The 22,207-nt window shown below is 41.4% G+C and carries 11 protein-coding genes; 1 reads left to right on the forward strand and 10 read right to left on the reverse strand.

Annotated elements, in window-relative coordinates; translation table 11 throughout:
• Positions 1-8: 8 nt before the first annotated feature.
• Positions 9-875 (reverse strand): DMT family transporter, encoded by an 867-nt coding sequence (locus BLW31_RS10605; RefSeq protein WP_010536031.1) that lies wholly within the window; start codon positions 873-875, stop codon positions 9-11.
• Positions 876-1,078: 203 nt separating this feature from the next.
• Here BLW31_RS10605 and BLW31_RS10610 point away from each other — a divergent pair, with 203 nt between their 5' ends.
• Complete coding sequence (locus tag BLW31_RS10610; protein WP_029425179.1) at positions 1,079-5,344, forward strand: glycoside hydrolase family 2 TIM barrel-domain containing protein; 4,266 nt, start codon at positions 1,079-1,081, stop codon at positions 5,342-5,344.
• A 199-nt stretch (positions 5,345-5,543) separates the two neighbouring features.
• On the opposite strand, the gene BLW31_RS10615 is transcribed toward BLW31_RS10610, so the two are convergent.
• The 9 genes from BLW31_RS10615 to BLW31_RS10655 form a co-directional block, all read right to left on the reverse strand.
• Positions 5,544-7,787: a GH92 family glycosyl hydrolase gene (locus BLW31_RS10615; protein ID WP_010536033.1), complete on the reverse strand. Its 2,244-nt coding sequence runs from the start codon at positions 7,785-7,787 to the stop codon at positions 5,544-5,546.
• 27 nt (positions 7,788-7,814) lie between these two features.
• On the reverse strand, positions 7,815-9,359 hold the full coding sequence (locus BLW31_RS10620; protein ID WP_010536034.1) for a glycoside hydrolase family 76 protein: 1,545 nt from the start codon (positions 9,357-9,359) through the stop codon (positions 7,815-7,817).
• Positions 9,360-9,371: 12 nt separating this feature from the next.
• On the reverse strand, positions 9,372-10,376 hold the full coding sequence (locus BLW31_RS10625; RefSeq protein ID WP_010536035.1) for a DUF4973 domain-containing protein: 1,005 nt from the start codon (positions 10,374-10,376) through the stop codon (positions 9,372-9,374).
• A 19-nt stretch (positions 10,377-10,395) separates the two neighbouring features.
• Positions 10,396-12,426 (reverse strand): RagB/SusD family nutrient uptake outer membrane protein, encoded by a 2,031-nt coding sequence (locus BLW31_RS10630; protein WP_010536036.1) that lies wholly within the window; start codon positions 12,424-12,426, stop codon positions 10,396-10,398.
• Positions 12,427-12,436: 10 nt separating this feature from the next.
• A complete protein-coding gene (locus BLW31_RS10635) occupies positions 12,437-15,526 on the reverse strand; it encodes a SusC/RagA family TonB-linked outer membrane protein (RefSeq protein ID WP_010536037.1) in 3,090 nt (1,029 codons plus the stop codon).
• A gap of 20 nt (positions 15,527-15,546) precedes the next feature.
• Complete coding sequence (locus BLW31_RS10640; protein ID WP_010536038.1) at positions 15,547-16,965, reverse strand: IPT/TIG domain-containing protein; 1,419 nt, start codon at positions 16,963-16,965, stop codon at positions 15,547-15,549.
• 72 nt (positions 16,966-17,037) lie between these two features.
• The gene (locus BLW31_RS10645; protein WP_010536039.1) at positions 17,038-19,191 is read right to left on the reverse strand and encodes a TIM-barrel domain-containing protein; all 2,154 of its coding nucleotides are present in this window, start codon (positions 19,189-19,191) and stop codon (positions 17,038-17,040) included.
• A gap of 48 nt (positions 19,192-19,239) precedes the next feature.
• Positions 19,240-20,706, reverse strand: a complete 1,467-nt coding sequence (locus BLW31_RS10650; RefSeq protein ID WP_010536040.1) for a glycoside hydrolase family 125 protein — start codon at positions 20,704-20,706, stop codon at positions 19,240-19,242.
• A gap of 44 nt (positions 20,707-20,750) precedes the next feature.
• Positions 20,751-21,941, reverse strand: coding sequence for a glycoside hydrolase family 76 protein (locus BLW31_RS10655; protein WP_029425182.1), 1,191 nt, complete (start codon positions 21,939-21,941; stop codon positions 20,751-20,753).
• Positions 21,942-22,207 lie beyond the last annotated feature (266 nt).

A 22,207-nucleotide genomic window follows, 5' to 3' on the forward strand; every position in this document is an offset into this window, starting at 1 on the left:
GGCTGATTTTATCGTTTTAATATAATAACCATTACCGCAGCAATAATCAGTGCGATACCTACACCGATACTGGTGGTAAAAGCTTCTCCGAAAAGGAAGATACCTACACATACGGCAGTTACCGGCTCCATAGCTCCCAGCACAGAGGCGAGTGTGGAGCCGATGCTTTTTACGGCTCTCACCAGTGCAAGGTTGGAGACAACCGTAGGGATAAGTGCCAGTAATATCAGGTTGCCGGCAGTATGCCATTCGCTGATAGGTTGCAGTTGGCTGACTGTTCCTATTCCGATGAAAAGGAGGATACCCCCGAAGAGGAATACATAGAAAGTAAGCAGTAATCCCTTCATTCGTCCTATCTTTAGCTGACTCATTGTGACAAGATAGAGTGCATAACCAAGTGCTGACAGCAGGACAATGAAAAGACCGGAAAACGAGATACTTCCAGTTTCCGTATTTCCGCCGGACAAGAAGTAGACACCGGTTATGGCAGATACGATGGCAGCCATTCTCCAACCGGACTTTTTTTCTTTAAAGAAAAGCATCATGATTAAAGTAGTGAGCACCGGATACATAAAATGAATCGTAGTAGCAACTCCGCTTGCCATGAACTTATATCCCCAGAATAAAAAGACGGCAGACATCAGATAAAGGAGAGCGAGAAGGAGCAGTGAAGGTATATCCCGTCGGCTGATCCGGAAAGATTGACCGTCAATCAGCAGAATTCCACCCAATGCCATACATGCAAACATGAAACGATAGAAAAGTATCGATTCGAAATGCATACCCGCCTGCATGGCAGGGATGGTAAAAAGGGGAATAAGCCCAAAAGAGGCTGATGAAAGCAGCCCATACAGGAAACCATTAACTTTATTCATAGTCAAGTATATATTCGGAGTGCAAAGATACAGTTTTTTGAGCTATTTACCGAAGAATGTCGGTTAACGTCGTATATGGGTATAATAATGTCACGAATAAATGAGGAATAATCATTGAAACGCACTATTTTTGTAAGCGAAAGTTGACAGAACTATTATTACGAGAAAACATGGAATTACCTAATAACTAACTAATCCTATTTATGAGAAGAAAAATCATGCCCGGTGTAATGGCGGCATTTCTGTTTGTGCCATTATCCGCTTTTACTCAAACGACAGAACAACCCGAATGGTGCAATGAGTATGTATCGGGAGTAAACAAGGAACAAGCCTGCCAGATAGCTATTCCTTTTGCTGATGAACAGCAGGCAATGAATTTGGCGATTGAAGAATCCACTTATTACAAAACGTTGAACGGTACATGGAAGTTCCATTGGGTACCCGATCCGAAAGACCGGCCCCAGGATTTCTGCAAACCCGAATATGATGTAAGCCAGTGGGATGATATCAAGGTTCCTGCCACGTGGCAGATTGAGGCGGTACGTCACCACAAGAACTGGGACAAACCATTGTATTGCAATGTTATTTATCCTTTCTGCGAATGGGATTGGAAAAAGATACAGTGGCCGAATGTGATTCAGCCACGTCCCTCCAATTATACCTTTGCAACAATGCCTAATCCTGTAGGAAGTTATCGCCGGGAGTTTACCATCCCCGAATCGTGGAAGGGGCGCGACGTCTTTATTCGTTTCAACGGAGTGGAGGCTGGATTCTATATCTGGCTAAACGGCAAGAAGGTAGGTTACTCGGAAGATAGTTACCTGCCTGCTGAGTTCAACCTGACTCCCTATTTGCAAGCGGGGAAGAACGTACTTGCAGTTGAGGTCTATCGTTTCACGGACGGCAGTTTCCTGGAGTGTCAGGACTTCTGGCGGTTCAGTGGTATATTCAGGGATGTTTTTCTGTGGTCGGCTCCCAAAACGCAGATCAGAGATTTCTTCTTTCGTACGGACTTGGATGGAGAGTATAAAAATGCATCTGTTTCTTTGGACGTAGAAGTTACGGGAAAGAAGAGTAACTGTGAGATACAGGCAAGGTTGACAGACCTGGAAGGTAATGAAGTCGGTACACAAAGCATGCGTGCCCAGATGGGTGCGAATAATCTCCAGTTTGAAGTGATGAATCCTTTGAAATGGACAGCAGAGACTCCTGATCTTTATAATCTGACTGTTGTATTGAAACAGAAAGGGAAAACTGTAGATATTCGTAGCGTAAAGGTTGGTTTTCGTAAGATTGAGCTTGCCAAAGATGGCAGAATGCTGGTTAACGGAAAATCTACTTTATTTAAAGGGGTAGACAGACACGATCACAGCTCGCTGAATGGACGTACGGTATCCAAGGAAGAAATGGAAAAAGATGTGCAACTGATGAAGTTGCTGAACATAAATGCTGTACGTACTTCTCACTATCCTAATAATCCTTATTTCTATGATTTATGTGATAGATACGGTATCTATGTGCTTTCTGAGGCCAACGTGGAATGTCACGGACTGATGGCGTTATCCAACGAGCCTTCGTGGGTGAAAGCATTTACGGAACGTAGCGAGAATATGGTAAGACGTTATAAAAATCATCCTTCTATTGTAATGTGGTCATTGGGAAATGAGTCTGGTAATGGCATTAACTTTAAGTCAGCAGCAGAGGCTGTTAAGAAACTCGACAATACCCGTCCTACTCATTATGAAGGAAATAGCTCTTATTGTGATGTAACCAGCTCTATGTATCCCGATGTGCAGTGGTTGGAGAGTGTAGGTAAGGAACGGTTGCAGAAATCGCAGAATGGAGAAACTGTGAAACCTCATGTAGTCTGTGAGTATGCCCATGCAATGGGAAATGCAATTGGAAACTTTAAGGAATATTGGGAGACTTATGAACGTTATCCGGCACTTGTCGGCGGTTTTATCTGGGATTGGGTAGATCAAAGTATTAAGATGCCTACTCCGGACGGTTCCGATTATTATATGGCCTTCGGAGGAGATTTCGGCGATACTCCGAATGACGGCAACTTCTGCACGAATGGTGTTATATTCTCCGACCGTACGTATTCTGCCAAGGCTTATGAAGTAAAGAAAATGCATCAGCCTGTATGGGTTGAGGCTATGGGAAGTGGAAAATATAAGCTGACTAATAAAAGATTCCATGCAGGGCTGGATGACCTCTATGGAAGATATGAGATTGAAGAGGACGGAAGAGTCGTGTTCTCGGGCAATTTGGAAGAATTGTCACTGGATGCGCAAAGCAGTAAGGTTATTACTATAGATGATAGCCGGATAAAGAGACTTCCCGGAGCCGAATACTTCATTAAGTTCAGCTTCTGCCAGAAGCAAGATACTGAATGGGCAGAGGCAGGGTATGAAGTAGCATCGGAACAATTTAAGCTCTCTGATAGTGCGAAGCCAATTTTTAAATCAGAAAAAGGCAGTATTGAACTGGTGGAAACCAGTGACGCATATCTGGTAAAAGGATTACAGTTTGAAGCAACCTTCTCAAAGCAGGAAGGTACTATTTCTGCTTATACATTGAACGAAGTGCCGATGATAAGCAAGGGACTGGAATTGAACGTTTTCCGTGCTCCTACCGACAATGACAAACAAGTGGACGGAGACTGGTTCCAAAATGGACTGAATCGTATGCTTCTTGAAGCCGGACACTGGGAGGTGCATAAAGAAGACGGTAAAGTGAGATTGCAGATAGAAAATCTGTATCGGGGACAATCAGGTTTCGATTATCGGACGAATATAGAATATACAGTTGGTGCAGATGGCTCTATCATGGTGAATAGTACCATAATTCCCGGAACAAAGGGAGCGGTTATCCCTCGTGTGGGGTATCGCATGGAAATGCCGGAAGGATTTGAACGGATGCGCTGGTATGGACGTGGTCCATGGGAGAATTATGTAGATCGTAAAGATGCTACGTATGTAGGCGTCTATGATGATTTGGTGTCTAATCAGTGGGTGAATTATGTGAGAGCTCAGGAGATGGGCAATCATGAAGATGTACGTTGGATTTCAATAACCAACCCCGATGGTATAGGCTTTGTTTTTGTTGCAGGAGATAAGATGTCTGCCTCAGCATTGCATGCTAGGGCACAGGATATGGTTGATCCTGCTAATCGTCGTAGATTGCTTCATAAATATGAAGTGCCGATGCGAAAAGAAACTGTTCTTTGTTTGGATGCACAGGTGCGCCCACTTGGTAATGCAAGCTGTGGACCTGGTCCGATGCAAAAGTATGAACTTCGTTCACAGCCTACTGTTTTCAGCTTTATCATGCTGCCTTTGGAGAGAAGTTATTCAAAAGAGGAACTTGTAAAGAAAGCACGGGTACAGATGCCTGTATGTATGCCTGTACTGATAGAAAGAGATAACAACGGCTACCTGAATTTGCAGACTAGTACCCCGGGAGCGACTATTCATTATAGCTTGAATGGCGGAGAAGATAAAATATATGACGGGCCATTTGAATTAATTTCTGGTGGTAACGTAGAAGCATATGCTATTTCAGAACAATTGGCGAAAAGCGTAAAGTCTTCTGCTAAGTTACCGATCTATGTAGATCGTTCTACCTGGAAGATTGTTTCAGTTAGTAGTGAGAATGGAGGTGAAGAAGCCCGGAATGCAATCGACGGAGACTTGAATACGATCTGGCACAGCCGTTGGAACGATCCGGTGGCAAAACATCCGCATGAGATAGTAGTGGATATGTCTTCTTTGCTTGAAATAGATAAGTTTATCTATCAGCCGCGTAATTCTGAAAATGGACGCATCAAGGATTATGAACTTTATTTTAGCCAGGATGGAAAGAACTGGGGGAATAAGATGAAAGGTAGCTTTGAAAATTCGGCTTCTGCACAGTTCGTTACATTGGAAAAGCCTATTGTAACCCGCTATTTCAAACTGATAGCTTTGTCTGAGATTTATGGCAGAGATTGGGCTTCGGCTGCTGAACTTAATGTAAACGCCATACGGAATTTGTCAGGTGTGTCCGGAGGCAGACAAAAAGTGGTGTATGTAGACAGTGATGCAGACGGAAGTATGAAATTGGCTGCTGATGGTGATATGAATACATATTGGCATACGGTACATAATCAGTTCTATCTGGCACCTTATCCTCATGAAATACAAATAGGCTTAACCAAAGAAACGGTAGTAAAGGGAATCAAATATACTCCCCGACAGGATGCTGCCGAAGGTCGGATAGCTAAATATGAAGTGTATGTCAGTCGTGATGGAAAAGAGTGGGGAAAGGCAGTAACCTCCGGTACGTTCGCTGATTCCAAAGAAGTGCAGACGATTGAATTTACTCCGTGCAAGGCACGCTATGTGAAACTTCAGGCTTTGTCTTCCGTCGTGAAGGATGGTAAAATGGCTGCTGTAGCAGAGTTGGAGGTACTTTTAGATGAATAGGAGCTTGTAAGGTTTTCAATAAAAAGGACTGTCCCAACTACAAGAGTGGGGCAGTTTCTCTTTGAAAATAAGCATTGATCCTATAAAAGAGTAAATATAGGAGGTGCTTTTTTGATGGTTGTGAAAATAAATAATCTACTCATCAACATTCTTTTTAAAGTTGATGAGTAGATTATTTATTTTAAACGAATTAGTTGAATTATCGTTTTTCGGACATAGATGGAGGGAGTTCTCCTTCTTTTGACCATTTTGAAGGTTTAGGTCCCATTACAAATTCTAATATACCTCCTTCACATATGTCTTTATGACGGAACCAGTTTTTGTTAAGTGGTTTGCCATTTAAGGTAGCTGATTGAATGTAGATGTTTTTATCGTTATTCTTTTTTGCTATAACCTTCAAGGTTTTACCATTTTCAAGATGTATAGTAACTGTATTAAACACAGGGCTTGAGATAAGATATGTATCCTGTCCTGCATTAGGGTAGAATCCTATAGAATGGAAAATATACCAGGCAGACATAGAACCGGAATCATCGTTACCCGGGATACCGTCACGTGTTGTTTTATATCTATTTTTTAAAATATACCGTACAATCTCGGCTGTTTTGTCTTGTCTGTTTACATAATTGTATAATGACGGAATTAAGAAACCTGGTTCATTGGCTATTTGAAATAATCCTATATGATAACGTTGATCCCATATCTTGTGAGTAAAAAAGGTATCTAGTCTCTGCGTAAAAATATCTTCTCCACCGCATTTTTGGATTAAACTTTTCATATCATGTGGTACATAGAATGACAACTCAAAAGAGAAGGTCTCATAAGTAGGCTCTCCCCAATTACCGCCTTTCAAGGTGCTGAAATGCTCTTTATCCCAGTACTTACCTTCTTCGTTTCTTGGCCATGCAAAGCCCGAAAATCCCAAACTTGTTATCTTATCATTCCATGTATTTTGCCAGTTAGATGCATTTTTATAGTATTTGTTGGCAATATCTTGTTTCCCTAAACGATCGGCTACTGTAGCAATAGCGAAATCACAATTAGAGTATTCAAAAGTACGTGTCAAGCATCTTTCATAAGCTGATGAAACATAACCTAATGAATTATAGTCTGCTAAACCTCCACGGCCTTCTTTTCTTTCATTTCCTCCAGGAGCTACTTCTGCATTCTTCAACATAGCTTGTAAGCCTGCTTCATAATCAATTCCTTGCAGATTCTTTACCATTGCATCGGCAATCAGAATATCACAATTACTTCCTCCTTGAACCCGGCCATTATCATTTCCACTACGTGCATCAGGCATGTATCCTTCATTGCGATAAATGTCAATGAGTGAACGTATCATGTTCGACTGGACGGAAGGGGTAAGCAAAGTAAATAATGGATGGGTAGCACGGAATGTATCCCAAATGGCATAGAAATCATCAAAGTTCGGTTCTGTTGATATCCATTTCGGATTTTCTCCGGTTTTGTCTACTGGCTGAAGATAACAATGATATAAAGCTGTATATAGTTTAATTTTGTCTTCTTCATTTCCTGCGACTTCAATTTTATCTAAGATATTATTCCATTCAGACACAGCTTGAGTATGTACTTTGTTGAAGTCCCAGGTTGTTATCTGCTTCAGATTTTCTTTAGCTTTGCCGCAACTGATATAGGAGATGCCGACACGTACGTTTATTTTTTGGTTTTCAGAAGTCGAATAACTCAAATAAGCACCTGTTTTTTCGCCTGAATCGAATTGTTCGTTAGTATTCGGCATTAAAGTATTTCCCTTCCATGTACCGAAGCTTTCTGCTGGTGTATCTGTTTCTGCATAGAAATAGACTGTATAGGCTTCTCCTTCATTCCAGCCTCCGCGTACACGGGTATATCCTTCTATTGTTGAGTTGGAAAGTATGCGTACTTCCGAACCTACAATCGTTTGAGTTTCGCATACTTGTAGGGCTAGGCAACTACCTAAATCAAAAAGAATTTTGGAGTCTTTGCCGGAAGGGAAAGTATATTCATGAAAACCGGTTTTGCTTAATGCTGTCAGTCGGGCTGCGGTGTGGTAGCGCGGCAACTCAACTTTGTATTCGCCTAAAACGATTTTTTCGTTGGCACGGGGGGAAGAATAGTCTTCCAGATGTATATCTCCGGTCAGAGGTAGCATCAATACATTGCCATATTTGCATCCTCCGCCTGTTCCGCTTACATGGGTATGGCTGAAACCGTGTATATTGCCGTCGGGATTCCATCCGGCATTCCAATCTTTATTGCCACAATCGGGACCTAATTTTACCATTCCAAATGGAGTACATACTCCCGGAAAGACATTGCCACCTCCGTCTACGCCAATGAAAGGATCTACATAGCGAGCGTTGCCTGTCACGATTTGGGCTCCGGCACTTGTTACTGCCATCCATGCAGCAATACAAATTAAAAATTTTGTTTTTAACATATCTTTTCGCTTTTGATTATACTCAAATTATAATAAGTCAGCCTGGTCTTTGCCAGACTCCCAAGTAGCCAAAAGGGCATATAACTCAACGAGTGCTCCTTGTTTCAGAATCTGCCATTTGTTCATCGAAACGGCTCCGCTTAAGTCCTCGTCATTGATTAAACCACTGATGTGATGTGCCTTGCCAAACCATGCGTGTAACATTGTGTTGCGCACGTCTTCCAGATATGAAGGATTCTTATCAATAGAATAGAGTTCAAAGAATCCGCGACACATGACAGTGTTGAACCAAGCATCTCCTGGTGCCAGAATATTAAAGTCACGTTGCAGAACTTCTGAATGATAGGAAGTGAACCACTTTTTGTGACAGGCTTCCGCAATTTGATGTGCTGCTGCCAAATACGACTCATTCTTGGTTATTTTATAAAGAAGACAGGCTAATTGCAATGGTTGTCCCGAATTATAAGAATATTTATTCGTCTCCATACGTCCTGGTTGGGTGGGATCTTCTGTATCAGGAGAAACATTGTCGTAATACAGATGGTCGCTAGGGTCCTGCATATAGGTTTGCAGCCAGTTGAAGCATTCAATAGCTTTATCCAGATATTTCTGCTCATGGGTTAGTTGGTATAGTTTACAACTCAGTACACCCGTTGGGGCGGTGGAACAAGTATGTTTTGACTTGCTTGGTTCATTCAGTTCTTTCCAATGAACTCCGCCGCCACAGGTATTGTCCCATCCATACTGTGACAGATAGTTCCAAACGGCTTTAGCTTGATTTAAATAGCGTATATTTTTAGATATGGCATACCATTTTGCCATATCTAGTCCTATCCATACATTATCATCATAAAAACGGTCATTTCCTGAATCTGGATATACACTATATGCAGTGCGCCCATGATCTGTTACCCAAAAATGCTGGATTCCGTTGAACATATCATCTTCTAAAGAACGATAATATTCTTCCTGTTCCGTGTCTACGGATGCTTCTCTCAAGGCAACAAATGCGGATAATCCTCCCCCTTGCCCCCATACGACTGCATCTCCGTCCCAATATCCTTGTTCTTTGGGATAATATGTTTGCCAGCATGTTCTGGGTCCTTTATGGTAATAGTATTTTATGACATATGTCATCATAGAGTGGGCGCAGTCGAACATACTTGTCTTTACGTACTCGAATGTGCTTGCGATTTGGCTTTTGCTTTCTGAACGTAGCTCATTGGCTCCTATCAAGGTGATTGCAACCTCATATGTTCCTTCCGCAGGAACTTGCAATAAATAATTTCCTCCATATTTATAGTTGTCACCATTTAGCATAATAGCAGTCCATTCTCCGGTTTCTTCAGCCCCCATATTCCGATAAGCTATTTCTATCTGTGTGTCTTTCACATAACTTGTTCTTACAAATTTCACCAGAATTTCTTTTTCCCGGTTTGTTTTGTATACTTCCAATTGTCCCACCGGATCGATCTTCTGGATATCTTTGCTTTCCACAGGGTCATCATTGCAAGATAGTGCTATACATGCCATGGTTAATAAAGATATAAAAATGATGTTTAATTTCTTCATAAACAGATTTTTTTACCATAGGATTGCCTGGTCCTGATCTGGTATTGTTATATTAATCTTACGTTCCATAGTTAATGAACCTTCCGCTCGATAAGAAGTAGGTACATTTGATGTAGTTATGTCATCATATGTATATTTGATATATAATACATAATAACGATGCATCAGGTAAGGTTGATTGGTATCCATTTCATCCCAAATCTCGTAGGTAGGATGCTCTGTGAGCTGGAAGTTTATTGAAGAATTTGCTGGCTGTATCGTCAAGCTTCCTTTCTTTTTAGTTTCAGTAACCTCTGAAGGTTCTTCAAATTTTACATTGATTTTATAAGTTTCTCTATCTATTGCATTGTCTTCTTTTGTACCTGCATAGAAGAACACTGTGTTTTCGTCTACGACATGTGCTCGACGATTGTCTACTACCAATGGATCATCGCTCGAATCGGCAAAATAGATATTCATGGCAGTTGCCGAGTAATTTCCGGAATAATCATTGAATGGCAATACATGAAGCAGGGCTTTCCGCCATCCTTTTCGTTTATTGGTAATGTAAGAGGGATCTTCCTCAATTGTCAACGGCAACACCCACTCCTTCGAAAGGTTCATTTCTGAAAATTTAAACTTGATGGGGAATAGTTCCTTCCTCGAACCTGCCGGAATATGGCAGGTGGTGGAAGGAAATTCGTAATTTTCCTGTGGTAGTAGGTTATACCATAAGTCTTTTCTGAGTTCGTGAAAATTGGCTTCATTCATGGCGTTCAATGTATCCGGGTCTACAGCGATTCGTACATCAAGATCCTTGTCCAATGGAGTAGAACCGCTGACTAGTACCGGAAGGTTGTAGATAACCTCACCATTAGGCTTGTAGCGGACGTAGATGTTTGAAACCTCTCCATCATTGATTGGAGCTTTTAGTGAAACCATGTGAACATACAGTTCGTCTTTCCATTCGTCATTGCATGCACTGAACGAAAACAATGCGATGAATAATGTGGCTATATAAATATGTCTTCTTTTCATTTTTATGTATAATTTTAGATTAATCGAAAGTTTCCCATCCCGGAGCTTGTGTCATTTTACGGTTCCGTTTTAATTCATCTTGTGGCATTGGCCAAAAGTACATCTTACGTGAGAAATTTGCTTGCAGATTTTCTACTCGTATACGTTCATAAAAACGATCTTTCTTGCTTTCAGTCATCAGTACATTGTAGCCATAGATTTGTTCGGACTCTTCTACCGGAGCAAGCTTCCAGCGACGAAGGTCGTAGTAGCGTTGATTTTCGCCCATGAATTCTACCTGACGTTCGTGTATTAGTTTCTTGCGGAACAATGTTTGGTCATTATATGTCTCCTCGTTGTAATCAGGAACTCCGGCACGCATTCTGACAGGCAAGACAGCTTTACGGATATCTTCAGTATTTCGCGAAACTGTAATTGGTTCTCCTTCCCAAGTTGTAACTTCGTAGTTACTACTTGGAGTCAGCTCGTTTAGGGCTTCCGCATACATCAGCAGGATGTCGGTATAGCGAAGTGGTATGTCTACTTTATCATAGATTCTTCCATTGTTCGTGTTGCAGTCATTGGGACTGACAAATTTCATGATACCGATTCCTGTAGGAATCCAATAGTCGGAACTATTTTTTCTTCCGTTATCGCTACCTCTGTAGTACCATACCTGTTGATTACGCCTATCTCCATCCTGGGCGCTTGCCAATGCCCAAAAAGCACCGTTGAATGCTACGCTGGCATAGAAACGCGGTTCGCGGTTCGCATATTCTTTCCATACTCTCGGACGTATCTGCGGATAAAGTCCGCGGTTGTGTTCATCTTCCGAGACGAAACGTTTGTCTACCTCACAAGTGTCTAGGAATGTATCTAGATTGAAGCTACTTCCGTCTGCCATATCATAGGCATCACATTGTTTGATAGTCAGTCCGTGGCGGTTTCTTCCTCCCGCATTTGTGGGTAAATGATCGAGAACGAGATCTCTGACTTGATCATTTAACGCATTGTTTCCTCTCGTAAATATCAATTCGGGATTCTCGGTAGCATACAAGTCTCCATTGAAAATAGAGCGATAAGAGGCGAACGGGTCAATATCAGCCCATCCTTCCGGGAAATTTTTGTTGGAGTATACCGGGTGATAGGGAGGTCTTACGGTTGCCGGATAAGCGTTATCTCCTTTAGACTGATAAGGAGCAGTGTAGAGTTTGTATACACCAGTTGTATTGGCTAAGTCAATGACATCTTTAGCCGCTGCTGCTGCTCTGGCCCATTTGCTTTCGTCATACGTCTGAGACATTAGCATGCGTCCTTGCCAATCTGTAAAATCAGAGAACTTATCGGAGTCACCGGGGCGTGGATTATTTATCGGGCTTGCAGTATATAATAGTACTTTTGCGCGTACGGCCAAGGCGGCTCCTTTCGTACAGCGGTTGACATTCTGTCTGTCTCTCTTCTCAGGCAGCGATTGGGCGGCGAGTACCATTTCCTCACTGATGTAGTTTACTACTTCATCGTAGCTGTTGCGTGGATAGGACATGTCTATATAATCTTCATCAATGCTGATTGTTTCTTCAGGAATTAGAGGAACTGGTCCGTATTTTCTTAATAACAACCAATAAAAATAGCTTCTTAAAAAGCGGGCCTGTGCTTTATAGTCTGCTATTTCTTCTGCTGACAGTTCTTCATTAATATCTACATTGTTGATTAAGATAGAAGCTTGACGGATGCCTTCGTAGCAACGGATATATGAGTTGTTTGTCCAAGTATTGTCATATTGTCCGAATTTGAAAGCATTGTAAGTTACCGCTCCGTCGCTTTCATTAAAAATCATATCATCTGCAAAATTAGTAGTGGAATAGCCGATACGTGTGATTTCCAAATTTGTTTCTAACAGACAGTTGTAGCATTTGGCTAGCCATTGTTCCGTAAAATTCTTGCTCTTGAAAATTTTCTCTTCACTTTGACGATCTTTAAAAAAACGTTCCACGCTCAAATAGTCTGAACAGGAAGAAATTCCCAGCCCGATGACTAAAATGGTTACTACGGATAATATATGTTTTTTCATCTGTTTTAATTTAAATGTTAATTGTAAGTCCTAAGGTATATGATCTTGATAATGGATAAGCCTGACCGTTGGTGCTGCCCAGCTCCGGATCCCATAACTTAAAATTGGAGAATGTTATCAAGTTAGTTCCCATGAAGTATAAGCGAACATTGTTCAGATGGATCTTATTGATAAGGCTCTTCGGAATATTGTATCCGATTTCGAGGTTTTTCAAGCGCAGATAGGAACCGTTACGAAGCCAATATGTGGATGGGCGATAGTTGTTACTGTTGCCTCCGTAGCTTAGACGTGGGTATTCTGCATTCGGATCTTCATTTTCGCCTAATATCCAGCGATTGGAGTTTGCCATATCGGTGAGAATATTTCCCCAATCACCGTCCTTGAAGGGATATACAGTAGGACCTTCGATACAAAAAGTTGATTTGCCTGCACCCTGGAAGAGGACGTTGATGTCAAATCCTTTCCATTCTGCGGAAACACCAAAACCATAAATAAGGTTCGGGCGATTGGTTGCACCGATGGGAACTTCGTCATTTTCATCTATCTTTCCGTCACCGTTGACATCCGCATACTTGATATCACCCGGCATTACGTCACCCCAGCTCTGTTTAGGACTGTCACGGATGTCATCATAATCTTTGAATAATCCCAGTGAAATAAGTCCGCGGGTTTGATTTACACGGAAACCTTGTTGACTTTTATAAGGGTAATTACTAAATTCTTCGTCATATTTCAGAATTTCACTCTTACTGTATGTAAAATTACCTCGCAATGTCAGATTGACATCTCCGATACGTTGTTTATATCCCAAGTTACCGTCGAATCCTTTGGAAACCACCGAACCTATATTGGTAGATAGTTTCATGCCTGTTCCTGTACCATACATTCCAACGGAGAGGGGGATATAGTTACGTTCTTGGTAAATACCGTCACGTTGTTCGTGAAAGTAGTCAATTGTACCGGTCAGCTTGTCATTGAACAATGAGAAGTCGACGCCTACGTCATGCTTGGTTGCTATTTCCCAAGTAACGGCATTAGTTGCGTAGTAAGTATAGGTCAATCCATCGAACTGATAGTTTTGTCCCAGGTCTGCATAGTTGTAGTTATTGCTTGCTCCGAAAGTAGACAAGTAAGGAAAGCGTCTTTCCATATTGTCATTACCTACCTTACCATAAGAGTAGCGTACTTTAAACATATTGATCCATGGTGATTTTTCTTTGATAAAAGACTCTTCTGCCATGTTCCAAGCTATAGAGTAAGCGGGGAAGAAACCGAACTGATGACCTGCTGCAAAATTCTCGGACCCATTGTAACCAAAGTTAAAGTCAACGAAGTATCGGTACTTCCAACCGTAGGTAAAACGTCCGGAAAGTCCTTGATGGCGTCTGTCAATGCCTTGCATAATGTCATCTTCCTTTTTTACAGAGGCATTGATGGTCTTATCTTGTGTATATTTCATTACAGCTCCCACCATGTGATTACCAAAGGTACGGTCGTAGTGCAGCTCTGCTTCTAAATATTCTTTTCGTTCGCCGGTTGAATTGGCTTCTTGTGACATCAATTGTTCATCTCTGATTTTTCTCATCACAAGACTACCGTCAGAAGCACGATTCTGTTCCGCTCTCCATAATTCTGGTATTTTTTTGCGGTTGATCCACTGGTAATTGTTGGTATCGAATCCATAACGTCCGATGAACTTTAGACCTTTGGTGATAAAACTGAAGTCTTGCTCGAGAGTGATATTGGTCTGTAATTTATTATTCCATGTTTCTTGATAGCCGGTTTGCGTAGCAATGGTCCAAGGATTGATTTGTTCATCGTTCGAACCGAAAGCGGGCGTATATCCATTGGAATACATGATTGGTACTGAAACTGGGTTATAATTCATAGCAGAAGCCCAAATATTGCTTGACATACCCGGCTCGTTCTTTTTGTCCAGCGAACCGGATACACCTACTTTTAGCAGTGTAGTTTTGGTGATATCCATATCCACGTTCAGACGGTAGTTCCAGCGACGATAATTGGCATTGGTATTATAGTCTTTTAGTCCTTTGTCTACTTTATACATACCGCCTTCGTCTACATAGCTTGCAGATACATAATAGCGTGCCAATGAACCACCGCCATTCATGTTGATAGTGGCACGATAAGTAGGCGCTCCTTTTTTCAAGAGTACATCCATCCAGTCTACATTGGGATATAAGTCCTGATCCAGTCCGTTACGGAGTATATACAATTTGTCTTCAGGGAAGAAAGGTTCTTGGTTGCGAGTAGTACGTGCTTCATTCATCATTGAAGCATACGTATATCCGTCAATGAGGTCTGGGGTTATGGTACGTGTGTTGTAGGTTGTTTCTACCTTTGCATCGATTTGTACCTTTCCTCCTTTACCACGTTTAGTTGTTATCAATACTACACCGTTAGCACCACGCGAACCGTAGATTGCTGTGGCAGAAGCATCTTTTAGTACAGTGAAGGATTCTATATCCTCAATATTGAGCTCGTTCATACTGCGTTCAAATCCGTCGACCAAAATCAAGGCACTTGAACCGGCTCCGAATGTCGAGATACCGCGAATCCAGAATTCGGATATGTTGTTGCCGGGCTGTCCGGATGTTTGACGAGCCATTACACCTGCTATGTTACCTGCCAGCGCATTGGTAATGCTTGATGTGGAAGTCTTCAGTGTATTTACATCCACATTGGTAACGGCACCGGTCATCGTTATTTTCTTCTGTGCACCGGTACCCGTTACCACTACTTCATCCAAAGCAGTGGCAGTAGCTTCTTTCATAATGACCCTGATTGTTTTTTGTTCTTTTATCAGGATCTCCTGATTTTCGAAACCGATGAAGGAGAAAACCAGTCTGTGGTAAGGTTCCATCTTGATTTTGAACTTACCGTCTATGTCGGTGATGGCGCCTAACCCCGGGATGTCTTTGATGATTACGTTGACACCAATTAATGGTTCTTTATACTCGTCTGTCACGAGACCTTCAACCTCTATTTTGTTTGTCTGTACCTCTACCGAACTGTTTTGGGCATACAGGCTGAATGTGCAACAGAACAGGAGAAATAAGTTAAAAATATATCTTTTCATTCGGAATGCGTTTTTAATAGTTATTCTATAGAAATGGTACGGATACTGTGATTTTCTTTATCGGCGATGTAGAAAGTCTGTGTTTCTTCATCATAAGCGATACCGCATGGGTTATCAAAACGTGCTTCTGTTTTTAATTCTCCGTCAATATTGCCATGTACCTTGTTGTCGGAAGAGACACTGCCTCTTCCTGCAAAAAGAGATACGTTACCGTCGGGAGTGATTTTAAAGATACAATGGTTTCCTCTGTCGCATATATAATAATCATAAATGTTTCCGTCCGGACGAGGATTTTTTATGTATTCTTCATTTTTTACAAACGTACCCTGGTAAGGTTCCTGAAAACGGGCGCTTGGACCGGGGGATGGGCTGTAGCCGGGTTCTCCTTCTCTACCGGCAAATGTGGTCGGCTTCTGAAATTCATTGGTTGCTTTATTATATTGGGATACCAAGATACAGTTACGTCCTGTGATATACATAAATCTTCCGTCCGGATGGATACACATAAAAGTACCGGAATCGCTGTTTTCGTATACACCAAATAATTCTACTCCTTTTTTACCGCCGGTTGCAGGATCGTGGACAGCCTTTTGAAGTCCTCCTTTCCAATAAGTGTTGTAGTAAAGTGATTTATTTAGGGCACAGTAAACATTGTTATATCCTGTGCGGTCATAAACATAGGGGTGAGCTTTTCTGAATTCTTCAGATCGCAGAATGTAAGCAATTTCACGGTTGTCTTTATTATTTTGTCCATGATCATCTGATACGAAAAGCGTGTCTCCGGTTGTATCAAAAGACATGTATTGCATATTTCTAAATCCTCCCTGTCCGTTGGTAAGAAGAGTTGAAACTTCTTTTGTTTCTAGATTGATTCGACGTATAGGACCGCCTTGACCATTAATAATTAAGCATTTCTCAATACCAAATGTGTCCATTAATAACCATTGAGGATTTCCGAATCTTGCTTTCTCAAAATTCCCGTCTACGTCAGATGAATTTCCATTTTCATCTTCGCTACCAACAAGCGTACTTACTGAAGGCTGTAGAGTATAATTAAACTTCTTTTCAAATTCATATTCTATAGGAGCGGTTTTCCCGTCGGCACTTTCGATTGTTATTTTAATATTACCTTCGAAAGCTTTCGGTGGGACTATACAGTAAATTTCGGTGTTGGTACAGCCGATAGTTGTCGTGTATTGTCCACCTATTGTGATGTGGATTTTAGAGGGATCAGTCCCGAAATTATCTCCATAGATATGGATTTGAGTACGAAGACTCCCATGATCGGGAGTAAAATCTGAGAAAACAACCGGCTTAGACGGGTCGTATCCATTGGAACTAATTTTGTCGTCCTGACAGCCGATAAGGCATACGGTCAGAATCAACACCAGTGCCTTATACCAATAGAGGCATCTTTTTTCATGTGTTTTTCTTTTCATATAGTTTTTTTAATTAAGAATAAAATATTGATATTTTTTATATTAAGACTTACGCAATGAGTGCGCGCTAGTTTATAATTTCACTTCGATACCTTCCACAAGACTGCCACTAGCTTGGCAAACGCCTTGGTCTGTGATCACTTTGACGATAGCCATATTTTTGTTTTCTGTTTTAAATTTGCCTTTTTCGCTAGTCAGTTTTACTATAACTTTGTCGCCTTGTTTTTCGGCTTTGAAGACTTGTTGGCTATAATCTCCTTTCTTGAATGCCCAACCATCTCCTGCATCCCAGTACATTGATCCATCGGCCTTTCCTTGTTCATCCAGACAAACTAGTAATGTAAGCGGGTCTAATGAATTTTCTGTAGTATTTTGAATGATCTTTCCGGTAGGAATAATCGAACCGCCACGTATCTTTATCTTTGCTTGATATTTCTCACTATTGTCGCCTTTAACAAGTGACAGTTCTTTCCAAATGCCTTTCGGCAATGCAGGTTGCTTAGCGTATGCCGGTATAATAAGCAGATTATCACCAATCAAGAATGCTTCTTCTTCGGCACGCAACGACAAGTCTTTAGGATCGGCGAAAAAAACAGGTCGCATGATGGGCATACCATTTGTTGAGGCTTCGTGCAGCAGCGTATAATAATAGGGGAGAAGCATGTATCGACGTTCTAATGCTATCCGTGCAGCATTTTCTACTTCTTGTCCAAATGCCCATGGCTCTTTGTTGTTTGTTCCTGCACAAGCGTGACCACGTGAGAATGGGTAGAAAGCGCCAACACCAATCCAGTTACCGAATAAGTCGGCATCAGCGTTAAATAGAAAGCCGCCGATATCCGAACCGCTAAATGGTTGACCGGACAATCCCAAGGTTAAAGACATGGGGATTGACATTTTCAGATGATCCCACCAAGAGCCGTTATCGCCGGTCCATGTGGCCGCATAGCGCTGACCACCTAAGAAGTTGGAACGAGTAAGAATAAACGGTCGTCTTTCAGGTCGGGCTTCCATTATGCCTTCTCTGGATGCTTTAACCATTAGAAAACCATAAACATTGTGATATTGCAGATGTGTTCCTGCAGGCAATTTTCCGCCTCCACGATGGAGATTATCTTCCGGCATTGTTTTGTTGGGAGTATCATTGATTTGTGGTTCATTTACATCGTTCCAAACGCCGTCTACCCCTTGTGCCATGAAGTCTTTATATAAATTTCTCCACCATTTATTTACTTTAGGACATGTGAAGTCTGGGAACGCTGCTGCTCCCGGCCAAGCATCACCATGGAAATTCTTACCGTCTGCAGTTTTTACCCAAACGTCATTTTCGGTTCCAGATTTATAAACGAAGTAGTTGGGGTCAACTTTGGCTCCCGGGTCAATCATCCATGCGGAATGGAAGCCGCGTATATGCAAATCACGATTAACAGCCTTAGGATTGGGGAAATCTTGCGGATTGAATGTGAAAATGCGGTATCCGTCCATATAGTCAATGTCCATCCAGATAACATCACACGGTATTCTCTTGTGTCTGAAAGTGTCTGCAATCTCAATCACGCGGCTGTCTGGTGAATAAGAGAATCGGCTTTGTTGATAACCTAATGCCCAGCGGGGAATCATTGGCATAGTACCTGTTAGTTCCGATAGTCCGCGAACTACAGCTTGTGGAGATTCTCTGTCAATGATAAACACCCGGAAAGGTGCCCCTTCACTTCTTAGTTCAATCTTTTCATCTGTACTACTTAATTCAGCTTTCCATGTGGTGTCGAATAAAATACCGAAGGCTGTTCCGTCTTTTCTAACTCCCATCATCCAGGGATGTGATTGATATAGTCGTGTACCATTATCTACACCGTAAGCACCAGAATCTGTATTCCAGAGCTTAATTGTTTTACCATTTCTTAGGAGAGAGCCGGTCACTTCTCCTCCTCCATAGATGCTTGTGCCTTCCGGTATTGTCAGTGATGCATTCGCTTTACCATCTGTGAGGGAGAATTCGGGAATAAGTATCCAATTGGTAGGAAGCGTACCTTTCTCACGTGGTTCTTTTTCAATAGCGAATGAAGGTATTTTCTTTGCGTCAAAACCTTCTGGGATAAATTTGGCGATGCCGTCTCCAACCAATACGCTTTGTTTGATGGATACTTTCTGTGTTGCTGCGTTTGCCAATAGAGGCAAAGCAGTGAGCAAATATATTGCTACTGTTTTAATAAGAGGATATTTCATGTTTTAGTGATTTGAATATTAAATGTTTTTTCGGGAGTAGATGATTGCCTACTGAATACTGTTAAGTAACTCTAGTTTTCCTCCGTTAACTAATTTGAGGATAAGTTCTCCGAATAATGTATTCTGCCATGCAAACCAGGCGCGTGTGAATTTTTTCGGGTTATCTTTATGAAAAGATTCGTGCATGAACCCTGTATTTGCATCGGTATCAATCAGCATCTTGATGCATTCCTTTATTTCCTGATCGTCCTGACTCGTAAATGCTTTCATCATAATGCTCATTGGCCATATCATATCATAACCGATATGTGGACCTCCAATACCTTCACCAGCCTTCCCTTTGAAGAAGTACGGATTGTCTTCACTCCATACGAAGCGACGGGTATTTTGATAAATAGGGTCATTTACGTCTATATCACCGAGATAGGGCATTGCCAGTAGACTTGGTACATTTGCATCATCCATCAGGAGATGATTGCCGAATCCGTCCACTTCAAATGCATAGATTGTTCCATACTTAGGATGGTTGTAAGTAGCATATTGTTTCAAGGCAGTCTCTACTTCTTGTGCCAGTTCAGTGCATTGTACCGCAAGTTCGGTCTGTTGATTAACTGTTTTCAGTATTTCAGCTGCTTTTCTTAGCGAGGTTACTGCGAAGAAATTTGAAGGGACCAGAAATTGCAGGGTAGTAGCGTCGTCTGAAGGACGGAAAGACGAGACGATTAATCCTGTGGGATTGACAGGAGCACCGAGTCCATCATTGTTTAATGTATCGAGAGCACGTTCCGTTTTTCTCTGGAACTTATAAGGACCGACTCCTTCTTTTCTCTGCTGTTCTTTGAATGTTTTTAAGATATTGATAATAGCCTGTATCCATTCATTGTCGAAAATGCTAGCATCTCCTGTTTCTTTCCAATATTGGTAAGCCAGGCGGATAGGATAACAAAGAGAATCAATTTCCCATTTGCGCTCATGAAGTTCCGGCTTCATATCGGTTAGGTCTGTCATCCAGTCTCCTCCTTTTGCACCATCGTTGAAAGCATTTGCATAAGGGTCGATATTGATACATTTGAACTGACGGCGAATAACGCCTTCAAGCATTTTTTTTAATTTAGGGTCTTTGAATGCCAGTTGGACATAAGGCCATACTTGCGCTCCTGAATCACGAAGCCACATAGCATGAATGTCGCCTGTGTAGACAAAAGTATCCGGTTTGCCGTCGATGGTGCGATAATGTACAGTAGTTTCCAGCGTATTGGGAAAACAGTTTTCGAACATCCAGGCAAGTTTGCTGTTTGTCAGCAGTTTTTTTACTCTTACGATTTCTGTTTCTACTGCTTCGGAAATAAATAATCGTTCTTTTAGAGCAGGACGTTGACTTTTATATTTTTCGGCAACTGATGCTGGGCTGATAATCATTGTATTGTCTTTGGAACAGACGAGGTTAAAGGCATTCATGTAACCTCCTCCGATAAGCAATGCTGCTGTAATTGTACAAAGGCGCATATTTTTCATTATCTTGGTGTTTTTATTTTTAGTTGTCGTTTTTTCTAATAATATTATTGGATAGTGGCAAGGCGGGCGTACATTTCTACCATGGCAGCTTGTGTCAGCAACCATTTTCTCTCATCTTTGCTTTTGCCGCTTAAGTCTGTATTGAACAATCCTTTTTCATCGCGTGCATTATCCCATGCATAGGACAAACTCTTGTTAAAAGCATTAATATAAGTTTTATCCTTATCTATCTGGTAAAGTTCGATAAATCCTCTCAGCATAACGGCAGTAAACCAGATATCTCCTTTTTTAAGCATTCTGAAAGCCTCTTCATTGGTTGCAGGGGTAAAGTCTGTAAAGAAATAGTTGAAGCATTCTTTGGCAATATTTTGAGCATCCTTCAGATAGATAGGATTCTTTGTCAACTGATAGAGCAGGGCAGCCGATTGCATCATTTGCCCGCTGTTATAAGCGAATTTGGCTTTTCCTATTTTACCGTCGAGGCGAATATTATCAAAGTAGAGATAGTCTGCGGAGTCCTGTAGGTTTCTTTGGGTCCATTCATACAGTTTCTTTCCTTTTTCAAAATAGCTGCTGTCGTTGGTTGCTTTGAATAGTTTGAGTGCCAGAACCGATCCCGGAGCATTTGAACAAGTATTTTTGGATTCTTTCTTTTGTTCACACCAGTAGATACCACCTCCCAATATACTGTCAGTTCCACTTTCGATAAATTTCCATATTAGTTGGGCTTTATCCAGGTACTTTTGTTCTTGGGTCATTTGATATGTATCGGTAAAGTCGATACCTAACCATACATTATCATCGTAAAACCGATCGGAAGCTGGAGCAGTCCGGATATATGACGAATAGGCATTGGGTACCCGTTGGGTATCGAAATATTCTTCTAATCCCGGTAATACCCGGCTATCTAATAGTTTCTTATACTTTTTATCATGTGTGGCTTCGAACAGTGCATTGACTGCGGAGAATGTTCCCGAATACGGCCATAAATAAGAGAATTGGTTGGGAATATTAGCCTGTTCTTCTGATGCCAGATAAGTGACGGTATGTTGTTCGTCGAAGGGATAGTTTTCTCGGAGTAAAGATGAGTTGTCTACAGAATAATTTAGGTAGAGAGAGTCCAGTGTTTGCCGGGCTCTGTCCAAGTTTGAGTTAGGTTCTACTTGGGCGGAGGATACACAACCTGTTAATGAGGCTATGCAGGTTATACCTAATAAGAAATGTAATGATTTCATTTTATATAGTATTATATTCATTATTAACTAAAACGTTGATCTCCAATTTACAGGTAGCTGGGAAGCTACCTGTTTTTGGGTTACCTATTTCAAACTACCATCCTTTTATTTTGCTTTTTACCTCATTTTGTCGTTTGATGTTACAAAGGTACCAGGGTTGGTATAAGATTGTGTACGGACTTGTGTCATTTGTGTCTACTTGTGATGGAATGGCGCAAAAATAGATATATATGTCTTAAATGCGTACTCTTGTTTTGTTAAATTTC

Source organism: Bacteroides faecis MAJ27 (assembly GCF_900106755.1).
GTDB lineage: Bacteria > Bacteroidota > Bacteroidia > Bacteroidales > Bacteroidaceae > Bacteroides > Bacteroides faecis.

Bases quoted from the DNA above. Each gene is read 5' to 3' on its own strand.
- BLW31_RS10640 (WP_010536038.1), bottom strand. From the start codon at position 16,965: ATGAAAAGAAAAACACATGAAAAAAGATGCCTCTATTGGTATAAGGCA.
- BLW31_RS10635 (WP_010536037.1), bottom strand. From the start codon at position 15,526: ATGAAAAGATATATTTTTAACTTATTTCTCCTGTTCTGTTGCACATTC.
- BLW31_RS10620 (WP_010536034.1), bottom strand. From the start codon at position 9,359: ATGAAGAAATTAAACATCATTTTTATATCTTTATTAACCATGGCATGT.
- BLW31_RS10655 (WP_029425182.1), bottom strand. From the start codon at position 21,941: ATGAAATCATTACATTTCTTATTAGGTATAACCTGCATAGCCTCATTA.
- BLW31_RS10605 (WP_010536031.1), bottom strand. From the start codon at position 875: ATGAATAAAGTTAATGGTTTCCTGTATGGGCTGCTTTCATCAGCCTCT.
- BLW31_RS10610 (WP_029425179.1), top strand. From the start codon at position 1,079: ATGAGAAGAAAAATCATGCCCGGTGTAATGGCGGCATTTCTGTTTGTG.
- BLW31_RS10615 (WP_010536033.1), bottom strand. From the start codon at position 7,787: ATGTTAAAAACAAAATTTTTAATTTGTATTGCTGCATGGATGGCAGTA.
- BLW31_RS10625 (WP_010536035.1), bottom strand. From the start codon at position 10,376: ATGAAAAGAAGACATATTTATATAGCCACATTATTCATCGCATTGTTT.
- BLW31_RS10630 (WP_010536036.1), bottom strand. From the start codon at position 12,426: ATGAAAAAACATATATTATCCGTAGTAACCATTTTAGTCATCGGGCTG.
- BLW31_RS10645 (WP_010536039.1), bottom strand. From the start codon at position 19,191: ATGAAATATCCTCTTATTAAAACAGTAGCAATATATTTGCTCACTGCT.
- BLW31_RS10650 (WP_010536040.1), bottom strand. From the start codon at position 20,706: ATGAAAAATATGCGCCTTTGTACAATTACAGCAGCATTGCTTATCGGA.